The organism is Bacillus sp. FSL H8-0516 (assembly GCF_038635285.1).
In the GTDB taxonomy this organism is placed as follows: domain Bacteria; phylum Bacillota; class Bacilli; order Bacillales; family Bacillaceae; genus Bacillus; species Bacillus safensis.
In genome coordinates, this window is record NZ_CP152051.1 from 2,750,411 (window position 1) to 2,764,331 (window position 13,921).

Annotated in this window: 7 protein-coding genes, 12 tRNA genes, 3 rRNA genes and 1 riboswitch; of the genes, 4 read left to right on the plus strand and 18 right to left on the minus strand. The window is 45.4% G+C overall.

What is annotated here, in order from left to right; all coding sequences use genetic code 11:
- Nucleotides 1–10 precede the first annotated feature (10 nt).
- From MHB67_RS13955 to MHB67_RS14025, 15 genes are all read right to left on the minus strand, one after another.
- Nucleotides 11–103 (minus strand) — tRNA-Ser (locus tag MHB67_RS13955).
- A gap of 7 nt (nucleotides 104–110) precedes the next feature.
- Nucleotides 111–187 (minus strand) — tRNA-Ile (locus MHB67_RS13960).
- A gap of 4 nt (nucleotides 188–191) precedes the next feature.
- A tRNA-Met gene (locus MHB67_RS13965) sits at nucleotides 192–265 on the minus strand.
- 25 nt (nucleotides 266–290) lie between these two features.
- Nucleotides 291–363 (minus strand) — tRNA-Ala (locus MHB67_RS13970).
- Between the two features lie 8 nt (nucleotides 364–371).
- Nucleotides 372–448 (minus strand) — tRNA-Pro (locus MHB67_RS13975).
- Nucleotides 449–455: 7 nt separating this feature from the next.
- Nucleotides 456–532, minus strand: a tRNA-Arg gene (locus MHB67_RS13980).
- Nucleotides 533–542: 10 nt separating this feature from the next.
- Nucleotides 543–628, minus strand: a tRNA-Leu gene (locus MHB67_RS13985).
- Nucleotides 629–640: 12 nt separating this feature from the next.
- Nucleotides 641–712: transfer RNA gene (locus tag MHB67_RS13990), tRNA-Gly, on the minus strand.
- Nucleotides 713–742: 30 nt separating this feature from the next.
- A tRNA-Leu gene (locus tag MHB67_RS13995) sits at nucleotides 743–825 on the minus strand.
- An 8-nt stretch (nucleotides 826–833) separates the two neighbouring features.
- Nucleotides 834–909, minus strand: a tRNA-Lys gene (locus MHB67_RS14000).
- 37 nt (nucleotides 910–946) lie between these two features.
- A tRNA-Thr gene (locus MHB67_RS14005) sits at nucleotides 947–1,022 on the minus strand.
- A gap of 33 nt (nucleotides 1,023–1,055) precedes the next feature.
- Nucleotides 1,056–1,131: transfer RNA gene (locus MHB67_RS14010), tRNA-Val, on the minus strand.
- A 519-nt stretch (nucleotides 1,132–1,650) separates the two neighbouring features.
- Nucleotides 1,651–1,766, minus strand: a 5S ribosomal RNA gene (rrf, locus tag MHB67_RS14015).
- 61 nt (nucleotides 1,767–1,827) lie between these two features.
- Nucleotides 1,828–4,758: ribosomal RNA gene (locus tag MHB67_RS14020) — 23S ribosomal RNA — on the minus strand.
- 182 nt (nucleotides 4,759–4,940) lie between these two features.
- Nucleotides 4,941–6,489, minus strand: a 16S ribosomal RNA gene (locus MHB67_RS14025).
- The 16S, 23S and 5S rRNA genes sit together here, the layout of an rRNA operon.
- A 437-nt stretch (nucleotides 6,490–6,926) precedes the next feature.
- Nucleotides 6,927–7,028: riboswitch (TPP riboswitch) on the plus strand.
- Between the two features lie 98 nt (nucleotides 7,029–7,126).
- On the opposite strand from MHB67_RS14025, the gene thiT reads away from it, so the two are divergent.
- Nucleotides 7,127–7,702, plus strand: a complete 576-nt coding sequence (thiT, locus tag MHB67_RS14030) for an energy-coupled thiamine transporter ThiT (RefSeq protein WP_025094237.1) — start codon at nucleotides 7,127–7,129, stop codon at nucleotides 7,700–7,702.
- 240 nt (nucleotides 7,703–7,942) lie between these two features.
- Here thiT and MHB67_RS14035 read toward each other — a convergent pair whose 3' ends face one another.
- Complete coding sequence (locus MHB67_RS14035) at nucleotides 7,943–8,497, minus strand: GNAT family N-acetyltransferase (RefSeq protein ID WP_257802515.1); 555 nt, start codon at nucleotides 8,495–8,497, stop codon at nucleotides 7,943–7,945.
- Between the two features lie 171 nt (nucleotides 8,498–8,668).
- On the opposite strand from MHB67_RS14035, the gene MHB67_RS14040 reads away from it, so the two are divergent.
- Genes MHB67_RS14040 through ftsW form a run of 3 tightly spaced genes read left to right on the plus strand, consistent with a single transcriptional unit; the run spans nucleotide 8,669 to nucleotide 11,615 of the window.
- Entirely contained in the window at nucleotides 8,669–9,307 is a 639-nt protein-coding gene (locus tag MHB67_RS14040; protein ID WP_257802514.1) for a DUF1232 domain-containing protein, read from the plus strand.
- Nucleotides 9,308–9,321: 14 nt separating this feature from the next.
- Nucleotides 9,322–10,476 (plus strand): rod shape-determining protein RodA, encoded by a 1,155-nt coding sequence (rodA, locus tag MHB67_RS14045; RefSeq protein ID WP_257802513.1) that lies wholly within the window; start codon nucleotides 9,322–9,324, stop codon nucleotides 10,474–10,476.
- A complete protein-coding gene (gene ftsW, locus MHB67_RS14050) occupies nucleotides 10,473–11,615 on the plus strand; it encodes a putative lipid II flippase FtsW (RefSeq protein ID WP_342492580.1) in 1,143 nt (380 codons plus the stop codon). The genes rodA and ftsW overlap by 4 nt, the downstream gene beginning before the upstream one ends.
- Before the next feature lie 30 nt (nucleotides 11,616–11,645).
- Here ftsW and MHB67_RS14055 read toward each other — a convergent pair whose 3' ends face one another.
- The gene (locus tag MHB67_RS14055) at nucleotides 11,646–13,193 is read right to left on the minus strand and encodes a flotillin family protein (protein WP_024425881.1); all 1,548 of its coding nucleotides are present in this window, start codon (nucleotides 13,191–13,193) and stop codon (nucleotides 11,646–11,648) included.
- Between the two features lie 11 nt (nucleotides 13,194–13,204).
- The gene (locus MHB67_RS14060) at nucleotides 13,205–13,735 is read right to left on the minus strand and encodes a hypothetical protein (protein WP_034284306.1); all 531 of its coding nucleotides are present in this window, start codon (nucleotides 13,733–13,735) and stop codon (nucleotides 13,205–13,207) included.
- Nucleotides 13,736–13,921 lie beyond the last annotated feature (186 nt).

Genomic DNA, 13,921 nt, shown 5'->3' on the forward strand with positions numbered 1-13,921 from the left:
TTAAAAAATATGGCGGAGGAAGAGGGATTCGAACCCCCGCGGGCTTTGACACCCCTGTCGGTTTTCAAGACCGATCCCTTCAGCCGGACTTGGGTATTCCTCCGTATAGATGGTGGACCTTGTAGGACTCGAACCTACGACCGGACGGTTATGAGCCGTCTGCTCTAACCAACTGAGCTAAAGGTCCTTTATAGCGGCGGAGGGGATCGAACCCCCGACCTCACGGGTATGAACCGTACGCTCTAGCCAGCTGAGCTACACCGCCATGATCAAAATAATCTTTTAAAAAGTGGAGCCTAGCGGGATCGAACCGCTGACCTCCTGCGTGCAAGGCAGGCGCTCTCCCAGCTGAGCTAAGGCCCCATAAAAGATGGTCGGGAAGACAGGATTCGAACCTGCGACCCCTTGGTCCCAAACCAAGTGCTCTACCAAGCTGAGCTACTTCCCGATCTTAATGGCGCGCCCGAGAGGAGTCGAACCCCTAACCTTTTGATCCGTAGTCAAACGCTCTATCCAATTGAGCTACGGGCGCTTATTTATAATGCCGAGGGCCGGACTTGAACCGGCACGGTAGTCACCTACCGCAGGATTTTAAGTCCTGTGTGTCTGCCAATTCCACCACCCCGGCGTGGATGGTATAAGCGGAAGACGGGATTCGAACCCGCGACCCCCACCTTGGCAAGGTGGTGTTCTACCACTGAACTACTTCCGCATTACAGGATTTCTTTATTTTATTTGGCAATGCGGGTGAAGGGACTTGAACCCCCACGTCATAAAGACACTAGATCCTAAGTCTAGCGCGTCTGCCAATTCCGCCACACCCGCATGAAACATGGTGAGCCATGAAGGACTCGAACCTTCGACCCTCTGATTAAAAGTCAGATGCTCTACCAACTGAGCTAATGGCTCGCTTTAAAAGCGACTTGTCTATCTTACCATATGAAAGTGGTGCCGGCAAGAGGACTTGAACCCCCAACCTACTGATTACAAGTCAGTTGCTCTACCAGTTGAGCTACACCGGCTTTATCTATCCTAACATTATGTAAGAATAAATATGGTGGAGGATGACGGGCTCGAACCGCCGACCCTCTGCTTGTAAGGCAGATGCTCTCCCAGCTGAGCTAATCCTCCACTATGTAGGAATCTCTCGATCCGACAAAGATTATTATATACAGGTTTTAATCATTTGTAAAGGCTATATTAAAAAAATTTTATTTCAATTTTCATTGCGTATTTCTTTTAACAAATGATCGTCATTTCACCTATTCAAACAGCTGCTGTTCCACGTTCAGCAGCTGAACTTCTCTCTTCTATATTCTCTTTTAAAACGTTCGATTCCTTCAGAAATATTAGCAGTCCCTCATTTTTATACTTTAATGATATATGTAATCTCTTTAGCCGTAAGCATTTATAAAAATCATATAAGCTTACACATCTTTAATTTCCCTATATAAGCTGATACTCTATCTCTCTATTGTTTTTTATAGATATGTTTTATGCGATAGGCTCATTTTCTCTTTATATCCAAGTATTTTACACGCTGCTTGTGGACATAAAATGAAGCCACGATCTTTTATCAAACAAGTGAATGTATGTACCCTCAACTTGCACAAAAAAGACCAGTTCCGACTGGAACTGATCCTTATAGAAGCTTGGCGGCGTCCTACTCTCACAGGGGGAAACCCCCAACTACCATCGGCGCTGAAGAGCTTAACTTCCGTGTTCGGTATGGGAACGGGTGTGACCTCTTCGCTATCGCCACCAAACCTGATGGAGAGAATGTTCTCTCAAAACTAGATAACAATGTTCATGCTTCACAATAGAATATAGGTTAAGTCCTCGATCTATTAGTATCTGTCAGCTCCACGTGTCACCACGCTTCCACCTCAGACCTATCAACCTGATCATCTTTCAGGGATCTTACTTCCTTGCGGAATGGGAAATCTCATCTTGAGGGGGGCTTCATGCTTAGATGCTTTCAGCACTTATCCCGTCCGCACATAGCTACCCAGCGATGCCCTTGGCAGAACAACTGGTACACCAGCGGTGCGTCCATCCCGGTCCTCTCGTACTAAGGACAGCTCCTCTCAAATTTCCTGCGCCCGCGACGGATAGGGACCGAACTGTCTCACGACGTTCTGAACCCAGCTCGCGTACCGCTTTAATGGGCGAACAGCCCAACCCTTGGGACCGACTACAGCCCCAGGATGCGATGAGCCGACATCGAGGTGCCAAACCTCCCCGTCGATGTGGACTCTTGGGGGAGATAAGCCTGTTATCCCCGGGGTAGCTTTTATCCGTTGAGCGATGGCCCTTCCATGCGGAACCACCGGATCACTAAGCCCGACTTTCGTCCCTGCTCGACTTGTAGGTCTCGCAGTCAAGCTCCCTTGTGCCTTTACACTCTGCGAATGATTTCCAACCATTCTGAGGGAACCTTTGGGCGCCTCCGTTACATTTTAGGAGGCGACCGCCCCAGTCAAACTGCCCACCTGACACTGTCTCCCTGCCCGATAAGGGCAGCGGGTTAGAAGGTCAATACAGCCAGGGTAGTATCCCACCGATGCCTCCACCGAAGCTAGCGCTCCGGTTTCCAAGGCTCCTACCTATCCTGTACAAGCTGTACCAACATTCAATATCAGGCTGCAGTAAAGCTCCACGGGGTCTTTCCGTCCTGTCGCGGGTAACCTGCATCTTCACAGGTACTATAATTTCACCGAGTCTCTCGTTGAGACAGTGCCCAGATCGTTGCGCCTTTCGTGCGGGTCGGAACTTACCCGACAAGGAATTTCGCTACCTTAGGACCGTTATAGTTACGGCCGCCGTTTACTGGGGCTTCAATTCGCACCTTCGCTTACGCTAAGCGCTCCTCTTAACCTTCCAGCACCGGGCAGGCGTCAGCCCCTATACTTCGCCTTACGGCTTCGCAGAGACCTGTGTTTTTGCTAAACAGTCGCCTGGGCCTATTCACTGCGGCTTCTCGGGGCTTTAACACCCTAAGAAGCACCCCTTCTCCCGAAGTTACGGGGTCATTTTGCCGAGTTCCTTAACGAGAGTTCTCTCGATCACCTTAGGATTCTCTCCTCGCCTACCTGTGTCGGTTTGCGGTACGGGCACCTCTCACCTCGCTAGAGGCTTTTCTTGGCAGTGTGGAATCAGGAACTTCGCTACTAAATTTCGCTCGCCATCACAGCTCAGCCTTCACGGGAAACGGATTTGCCTATTTCCCAGCCTAACTGCTTGGACGCGGATATCCAATACCGCGCTTACCCTATCCTCCTGCGTCCCCCCATTGCTCAAATGGTGAGGAGGTGGTACAGGAATATCAACCTGTTGTCCATCGCCTACGCCTTTCGGCCTCGGCTTAGGTCCCGACTAACCCTGAGCGGACGAGCCTTCCTCAGGAAACCTTAGGCATTCGGTGGACGGGATTCTCACCCGTCTTTCGCTACTCATACCGGCATTCTCACTTCTAAGCGCTCCACCAGTCCTTCCGGTCTGGCTTCACAGCCCTTAGAACGCTCTCCTACCACTGTTCGTAAGAACAGTCCGCAGCTTCGGTGATACGTTTAGCCCCGGTACATTTTCGGCGCAGAGTCACTCGACCAGTGAGCTATTACGCACTCTTTAAATGGTGGCTGCTTCTAAGCCAACATCCTGGTTGTCTAAGCAACTCCACATCCTTTTCCACTTAACGTATACTTTGGGACCTTAGCTGGCGGTCTGGGCTGTTTCCCTTTCGACTACGGATCTTATCACTCGCAGTCTGACTCCCAAGGATAAGTCATCGGCATTCGGAGTTTGACTGAATTCGGTAACCCGGTAGGGGCCCCTAGTCCAATCAGTGCTCTACCTCCGAGACTCTTACCTTGAGGCTAGCCCTAAAGCTATTTCGGAGAGAACCAGCTATCTCCAGGTTCGATTGGCATTTCACCCCTACCCACACCTCATCCCCGCACTTTTCAACGTGCGTGGGTTCGGGCCTCCATTCAGTGTTACCTGAACTTCACCCTGGACATGGGTAGATCACCTGGTTTCGGGTCTACGACCACGTACTCATGCGCCCTATTCAGACTCGCTTTCGCTGCGGCTCCGCATCTTCTGCTTAACCTTGCACGGGATCGTAACTCGCCGGTTCATTCTACAAAAGGCACGCCATCACCCGTTAACGGGCTCTGACTACTTGTAGGCACACGGTTTCAGGATCTATTTCACTCCCCTTCCGGGGTGCTTTTCACCTTTCCCTCACGGTACTGGTTCACTATCGGTCACTAGGGAGTATTTAGCCTTGGGAGATGGTCCTCCCGGATTCCGACGGAATTTCACGTGTTCCGCCGTACTCAGGATCCACTCTGGAGAGAATGACATTTCAGTTACAGGGCTGTTACCTTCTTTGGCGGGCCTTTCCAGACCTCTTCGCTTATATCATTCCTTTGTAACTCCGTATAGAGTGTCCTACAACCCCAAGAGGCAAGCCTCTTGGTTTGGGCTGTTCCCGTTTCGCTCGCCGCTACTCAGGGAATCGCATTTGCTTTCTCTTCCTCCGGGTACTTAGATGTTTCAGTTCCCCGGGTATGCCTTCTCATACTCTATGTATTCAAGTATGGATACTACTCCATTACGAGCAGTGGGTTTCCCCATTCGGAAATCTCCGGATCAAAGCTTGCTTACAGCTCCCCGAAGCATATCGGTGTTCGTCCCGTCCTTCATCGGCTCCTAGTGCCAAGGCATCCACCGTGCGCCCTTTCTAACTTAACCATTTCTTACTTTAGAAAGAATCACTATGTGTGATGAACTTTGCATTGCATTCAATGTGAATGTATTACTTATTGTTATCTAGTTTTCAAAGAACAATCCTGTCTCGCTAGAGACATGTTTTGAAGGAATGATCCTTCAAAACTAAACAAGACGAAAACGTACGCTGCTCCATATATCCTTAGAAAGGAGGTGATCCAGCCGCACCTTCCGATACGGCTACCTTGTTACGACTTCACCCCAATCATCTGCCCCACCTTCGGCGGCTGGCTCCATAAAGGTTACCTCACCGACTTCGGGTGTTGCAAACTCTCGTGGTGTGACGGGCGGTGTGTACAAGGCCCGGGAACGTATTCACCGCGGCATGCTGATCCGCGATTACTAGCGATTCCAGCTTCACGCAGTCGAGTTGCAGACTGCGATCCGAACTGAGAACAGATTTATGGGATTGGCTAAACCTTGCGGTCTTGCAGCCCTTTGTTCTGTCCATTGTAGCACGTGTGTAGCCCAGGTCATAAGGGGCATGATGATTTGACGTCATCCCCACCTTCCTCCGGTTTGTCACCGGCAGTCACCTTAGAGTGCCCAACTGAATGCTGGCAACTAAGATCAAGGGTTGCGCTCGTTGCGGGACTTAACCCAACATCTCACGACACGAGCTGACGACAACCATGCACCACCTGTCACTCTGTCCCCGAAGGGAAAGCCCTATCTCTAGGGTTATCAGAGGATGTCAAGACCTGGTAAGGTTCTTCGCGTTGCTTCGAATTAAACCACATGCTCCACCGCTTGTGCGGGCCCCCGTCAATTCCTTTGAGTTTCAGTCTTGCGACCGTACTCCCCAGGCGGAGTGCTTAATGCGTTAGCTGCAGCACTAAGGGGCGGAAACCCCCTAACACTTAGCACTCATCGTTTACGGCGTGGACTACCAGGGTATCTAATCCTGTTCGCTCCCCACGCTTTCGCTCCTCAGCGTCAGTTACAGACCAGAGAGTCGCCTTCGCCACTGGTGTTCCTCCACATCTCTACGCATTTCACCGCTACACGTGGAATTCCACTCTCCTCTTCTGCACTCAAGTTTCCCAGTTTCCAATGACCCTCCCCGGTTGAGCCGGGGGCTTTCACATCAGACTTAAGAAACCGCCTGCGAGCCCTTTACGCCCAATAATTCCGGACAACGCTTGCCACCTACGTATTACCGCGGCTGCTGGCACGTAGTTAGCCGTGGCTTTCTGGTTAGGTACCGTCAAGGTGCGAGCAGTTACTCTCGCACTTGTTCTTCCCTAACAACAGAGCTTTACGATCCGAAAACCTTCATCACTCACGCGGCGTTGCTCCGTCAGACTTTCGTCCATTGCGGAAGATTCCCTACTGCTGCCTCCCGTAGGAGTCTGGGCCGTGTCTCAGTCCCAGTGTGGCCGATCACCCTCTCAGGTCGGCTACGCATCGTCGCCTTGGTGAGCCATTACCCCACCAACTAGCTAATGCGCCGCGGGTCCATCTGTAAGTGACAGCCGAAACCGTCTTTCATCCTTGAACCATGCGGTTCAAGGAACTATCCGGTATTAGCTCCGGTTTCCCGGAGTTATCCCAGTCTTACAGGCAGGTTACCCACGTGTTACTCACCCGTCCGCCGCTAACATCCGGGAGCAAGCTCCCTTCTGTCCGCTCGACTTGCATGTATTAGGCACGCCGCCAGCGTTCGTCCTGAGCCAGGATCAAACTCTCCGAGGTATGCAGGATGCATATCACACATGCGTTGCTACACGATGTAGCGAACTTAGCATGTGATCACTTCCTGCCTCGTCAGCGTTTGACTGACTACCTATGAAGTTTCATAGGATTTTTTTATAAAAACTCGAATTAACAGGTACGTTTTGTCTTGTTTAGTTTTCAAAGATCATCTTCGTCGTCTCTCAGAGGCGACTTTATTAATATAACATTCTATCAAGATAAAGTCAACAACTTTTTTCTTAATGTTATTTATCAACCGCGCTGTTTCAGCGGCGAATACAAATATAACACCTTTTGAAAGAAGAAACAAGTATTTTTTCTAAATAATTTATTTTTCCTTATCTCTTCCTATATATTGATACAAATGCTGCTTATCTCGGGAATTATCTATTGTTGATCCTGCAGGTCTTTAGTATATTTATAATAGATTGAAACTAAATAACCGCAGGGGGAGCTTTGTGCTGAGAGTGAACATTCGTTGTTCTGACCCTTTGAACCTGTCAGTTAATACTGAAGTAGGAATGTGGAATCACTTGAATACATACGGTGTATTCAAATCGATATGTTTTTCTATGAATAACATACTCATCCTTACACGGTCTCTCCTTGCTCAATTCATGAAAAAGGAGATTTTTTTATGCAGCAATCAAATCAATTGGTACGACTGATGGAAATCGCGATTATGACTTCACTTGCACTTGTATTAGATTACTTATCAGGTCTCTTTTTAAGAATGCCCAATGGCGGTTCTCTTGCGCTGATTATGATTCCCGTCATTCTCATGTCTATTAGATGGGGAATATCTACCGGATTTATCATCGGTGTGTTAATCGCAGGTCTTCAGCTGATGAATAGCCCGATTATCGCTACACCTGTTCAAGGATTCCTCGATTACTTCGTTGCATCTGTTGTCATTTCTTTAAGCGGCCTGTTTTCTGGACTGATTAAAAAAGCCATTCAGGATCAAAAGCGAAAACAGCAATTCTTCTATATTACCCTAGCTGTTTTTATTGCTAGTTTCTTCAGGCTGCTGACGTTCTTTATTTCTGGCGTCGTTTTCTTTTCTCAATATGCACCGAAAGGAACACCAGGATGGGTCTACTCTTTAATTTATAACAGCACATATATGGTTCCTTCATTTATTATTTGCAGTATCGTTCTTTGTATACTTATCCCAAGTGCATCCCGTTTGGTTTTTCCTCGTCAAAAATAACCGGCTGATTTCAGCTGGTTATTTTTTTATGCATAATTTGCTGCTCTATGGAATCTATTAATAGTAGAAGATTTCATGCTGGAGGTACGACAATGAGCCCTTACTCCATTATGCTGTGCTGTTATATTCTCAGTCTTGCTTATTTTTTGGCAGGCTTCTATGAAGCTTTAAAAATAGCAGGCGTGAAAGGAAAAGTAGAAGCTTCACCGTTTATTTCTTACATGTTGCTTGCTGTGCTCTTCACTTTTTTCTCTCATTATTACTGGAAGCTGACGATTTAATTCGCTGTACATGGTTATTCAATATAGACAGCTCCCATCCATACCCTATTTCATTATGGTTCTCGCCAGCCAGCTCGAACTGGCTGGTAACGACAAAACTAGGTTGAAGTTTTTGATAAAATTGTTTTGCCGAATTTTGTTCAAACACCCATAGCAGCATATTCTGATAACCTTTTTCTATTAAATATCCCACTCCTTTTGCTATTAGAGCAATACCCGCACCTGATTTCTGTTTCTGTTGTAATAAATAGATGGCATATAGCTCTCCATCATATGTAGAATAACGTTCGTCACGTTGTTTTCCGAAAGAAGCAAAACCAAATACGCCATCCGCATCTTCTGCGACAAACGTCCCTTCAAGTGACCTTCTTCTCCAGCTCTCTTTCCGATCTTCAATGTTTAAACCATCTAAATACTCCTGCGAAATAATCCCCTGATAAGTCGTCTGCCAGCTTTTCACATGAATCTCAGCGATTTTTGGAATATCTTGATGTACCGCATGTCTCACCTTCATCCGCGCCACTCCTACTCACTGTTTTTATCCTATTTATATTATGATAAATTCTTATTTTTTAAAATTCAATCAATAAAGGATAGCCGTTGACATTTTGTCAACACACCTTTATATTGGGTACGACTTCTTCTATAGAAGAGTTGATACATAATGAAAAGGATGGCGTAGAAAATGGATATTAAGACAACAGAGCTTGGGCAAATTTTAAAGGAAAAATTGCAGCAACGCTCTTTATCTTTAAGAGAGCTCAGCACATACACAGGAATCGATAAAGCGACACTGTCCAGAATCATGAATGGAAAAAGAAAACCCACTTTGAATCATCTGCAGCGGCTTTCAGAATCTCTGAACATATCATTAGATCAACTATTGACTGCTTCAGGGTATCCAATTAAAAACGAAAAGGCGCACGGTGATACGTTCATTCAAGCGGTAGAAGAGATTGAAAAAACCCTAAAAGATCAAGAGGTCTACGACGGTACGTTTAGTCAGACCAAATTGGAACAAAAGTTAAACGAATACGAAGCCTACAGCCAAACAGCTAAAGGAAAAGAAACGATTACGGCAAAGTTTGAAAAAAAGATGAAGACGCTAAGCGGCGTCGGACCATTTCTTGAGCAGTTAAAAAACATGTACAGTTTATTCATCAATGGACGAGGAACTCCTCGAGAATTGATGCTGATGGGAGGCGCACTCCTTTATTTCATTATGCCTGTTGATTTAATACCAGATTATATTTTTCCGATCGGCTATATTGATGACGCTGCCGCCGTGCAAGTCATATTAAACCAACTGACAAATAGGGCATAGCAGGAAAAGAAGCCATGAAAAAACAGTACAGCATTGACTTCGCACTTTTACTCACTGTTATTTGTTTATTTGTCATCAGCCTACTAGCTGTTTATAGCGGATCGGGACAGTATGAAACGCAAGATATGCTTTATTTCGTCAAAAGGCAAATTTTCTGGTATATCGTCGGTTTCGGTCTCATGGCAGCAGTTGCCTACTTTGATTATGAGCTGCTTGAGCGTTTATCTTTTCGGTTATTTGCATGTGGTATTTTTCTCATTATTCTTGTGCATTTTTTCGGAACGAGTCAAAATGGTTCCCAAAGGTGGATCAGCTTCGGTTCAATCAAAATTCAGCCATCAGAGTTCATGAAAATTTTTGTGATCCTGCTGCTTGCGGCTGTCTTGAACCAATACAAGCATCAGCGATTTTCTTTTCAAGAAAGCATCATTCCTACAACTAAAGTCATTTGCTGGACGATCGTCCCTTTTTTCCTCATCTTAATTCAGCCTGATTTAGGAACAGCTCTCGTGATCTTATCCATTGCCTTTACACTGATGCTTGTATCAGGGATTTCGAGCAAGATGACGGCTGCATTAATGGCTGCTTTTCTTGCACTTCTTGCCTTTTTGATCTATCTGCACAATCATCATTTTGAGCATTTTACGAAAATCATTAAGCCTCATCAGCTTGATCGCATTTATGGGTGGCTCTCTCCTGATGAATTTGATTCAACATACGGGTATCAGCTGAAACAATCGATACTCGGCATTGGATCAGGTCAATTATCAGGAAGCGGTTTTACAAAGGGGCAACAAGTACAAGGTGGCAATATCCCTGAAGCCCATACGGATTTTATATTTGCCGTCATTGGTGAGGAGTTTGGTTTTATTGGCGCCTCTCTTTTGATGTGTCTGTACTTAATGATGATTTACCGAATCATTCACGTGGCTATGCACGCTAATACACTCTATGGATTATACATATGTGCAGGTGTCGTTGGGCTAATCATGTTTCAAGTTTTCCAAAACGTAGGGATGACAATCGGTTTAATGCCTGTGACGGGACTTGCACTTCCTTTTATCAGCTATGGAGGCAGTGCGCTATTGACCAACATGATCGCCATTGGTCTCGTGTTTAGTGTCAATCTTAGATCATCATCCTATATGTTTGGTCGCAATTGGGGTTGAAGATGATGACATTCCTTTTATCCCATCTCAAAAGAATCGACCGCATTCTTGTTGGTACGATTGTGTTTCTCTGCTTATTTGGTTTACTGATGGTCTACAGTGCAAGTTATCCTTTAGGAGAAGTGAAGTATGAACAGGGCAGCTATTTCTTTATCAAACAATGGCAATGGCTCGTGATGGGGGGATTCTTTTTCTTCATTGCCGCTCTTCTCCCTTATCAGATTTATCGCAAATGGATAAAGTGGCTTGTCTTACTGTCATTGCTATGTCTCATCCTTGTCCTGCTTCCTGGAATTGGTGTTGTCAAAAATAATTCACAGCGGTGGATTCATCTAGGTTCTCTTATGCTCCAGCCTTCAGAAGCTGTGAAACTAGTGATGGTGATCTATTTTGCCTATGTGTATGCGAAAAAACAAGCGTACATTACATCTTTTAAAAAAGGTGTAATGCCGCCACTCATTCTTTTAGGGATTGTTTTTTTATTGATCTTAAAGCAGCCGGATTTAGGCACAGCTGTGTCTATTTTATTAAGCTGCGGCATTATTTTATTATGCGCTGGACTGAAAATGCGCCATCTTATTTTGCTGGGATGGACTGCCGCAGCGGGAATCACTTTTTTTGCTGTGACAGCTCCTTACCGTTTAAAACGGCTGACTTCTTTTCGTAATCCTTTTCAGTATGAAAATGGGGATGGATATCAGCTGATTCATTCGTATTTCGCGATGAATTCAAGCGGGCTGACGGGAAATGGCTTAGGCGGAAGCATTCAAAAACTGGGCTTTCTTCCTGAAGCCCATACGGATTTTATCATGGCCATCATCAGTGAAGAACTGGGAATCATGGGGATTTTGCTTGTGATTGGTGCATATCTCCTCATCATGTATCGAGCCATGCGAATTGTGCAAGCTTTACACGACCCATTTGGAAAACTGTTAACGATCGGGCTCACGTTTCAAATCATGCTCCAAGCAGCATTTAATCTAGGAGCTGTCTTCGGGCTTCTCCCCATTACAGGCATACCTCTTCCCTTTATTAGCTATGGCGGCTCCTCCTTAATGTTTATGATGATATCGGCTGGTATTCTCGTGAATCTTTCTTCATATGTAAAAAAGAATCCATATCGGGCGCATGCCAAATAGACACCTTCTGATGAAAGGTGTCTATTGATTTTATTCTTCTATTTGATGATTCGCTTTTTCGCTTTTTCTTGGTTGTTTGATCTCGTTTGTCAGCTCTTGAATGCTTTGCTTCACATTGCCTTTGCCAGAAAAGTTCTCAATAATTTCTTTCACATCTATTCCAGAGGATGCTTTCAGGCTTTCTTGCAGACTGGACATGAGGTTTGTGGCATAGCCAGTGACTTTATTAGCACCGCTGCCTTCCCCGTTACCGCCCGTATCCACAACAGTAATTTTATCAATGTTAGAAAGTGGCGCAGATACTTGCTTCGCATATTCAGGTAGCATTTTCACAATCATATCAAGGATTGCTGCTTGACCATACTGTTCGAATGCTTCAGCGATTTTCTCTTTCGCTTCGGCTTCTGCAAGTCCTTTTAGTCTAATGACTTCCGCTTCTGTTTCCCCTTTTGCACGATCCGCTTCCGCTTTGGCAAGCCCGTCAATACGGACTTTCTCAGCTTCTGCTTTGGCCATTGCTTCAATGCTGTATTTCTTCGCATCTGCTTCAGCGAGGCGTTTCGCTTTTTCCGCGGCAGCCGACTGCTCAACAGCATAACGGTCCGCATCTGCTTTCTTTTTCACTTCAGAATCGTATTGACGTTCACGACGCTGAATCTCTTTTTCTTCTAATTCAATTTGTTTCTGACGCTCAATGATTTTGACTTGCATTTCTTGTTCAGTTACGTGCTGTCGGTTACGAGCTGTTTCTAGATCGTACGCTTGGTCAGCACTTGCTTTTGCCGTATCCTGTTCACGTCTGAATTCTGCTCTTTTCAGCTCATTGATCTTTTCTGCTTCAGCGATTTCAGTAGCACGCTCAAGCTCAGATTTCTTCGCATCTTTATCTGCTTCGGCACGTTTGATACGTGTTTCTTTATCTGCTTCAGCTGTTGCAATATCTGCATCGCGTTTTACTTGGGCAATTCTTGGTTTACCTAGAGATTCTAAATAGCCATTTTTATCACGAACATCTTTAATCGTAAACGATACAATGACAAGACCCATTTTCGCTAGATCTTGAGAAGCGACACGTTGTACTTCTTGAGAGAATTTCTCTCTGTTTTTATAAATCTCTTCAACTGTCATTGATCCTAAGATGGAACGAAGATGGCCTTCTAATACTTCTCTTGCTTCGTTTTCACGGTCTTCTTTTGTTTTCCCTAAAAATTGCTCTGCAGCAGTCGCGATTTCTTCAATCGATCCGCCAATTTTAATGATGGCTGTTCCATCCGCCATGACTGGTACACCTTGTTCGGTATAGACTTCAGGTGTTGAAACGTCTAGCTTGCTAGATAGTAAGCTGAGCGGCTCTGCTTGTTGAAAGACTGGAAGTACAAAGGTACCGCCGCCTCTCACAATCTTAATCTTGTTTCCACCTTCATCCACGTGGACATTTTTACTTCCTAGGTAACTTCCTGTGACGATTAATGCTTCATCTGGACCTGCTGTCCGGTATTTAGAAACAAATACACCAATAAGTGCAATAAGAATCACAAGCACAATTCCAATGATCACTAAAATAGTTGTTCCTGGCATAGCATTCCCTCCTAGATTTCTTCATTTGGTATAACAGATAAGACGCCTTTGTTCACTTCGACAACTAGCACACGGGTTCCATATGGAATCTCCTCTTGGTCGAAACTGACAGCTGGCTTTGAGATTTTCCCGCTATTACTGATTAACAGCACTTCTCCAAATCCGTCTTTTGGAACAGATACAATGATCTCCCCAGTTCTTCCTTTTAAATCGGCCTCCGTATAAGAGAGAGATTCTTCAGCAGAGGAAAGCGGGACTAGTACAAATACATTCAAACAGGTCACAAGGATCACTGCGAGGATGGCAGATAATACTGCGCCAAGTCCACTTCCTACAATTGCTGTTTTTTCAGAGATAAACCCTCCAGCCGAGAAAAAGGTAAGAAATGCGAGGATCAATGTTGGTTGAAGGAATGGAACAGGGATCGCTTCAAACAATCCATCAAATACATCGCCGAAAAAGACGAAAACAAGTGTCAGGATTCCTGATATCATTAATATGTATAAATACAGCGTCTGAAGAGGCAGCCCGAACACATCCATCTTCCTCACCCTTTCTTCATGAAATGAACATCTTTTGTTTCATTTAGACCACACTCACCTCCAATGTATTCCTTCTAACAGGTAATACGAACCACTTTTGTAAAGGTTTCATATTTCATCACAATTCTTCAAAGGGTTTTTCGGATAGCTCAAGAATGATTGTCATGTACCATTATGTTAAAATTT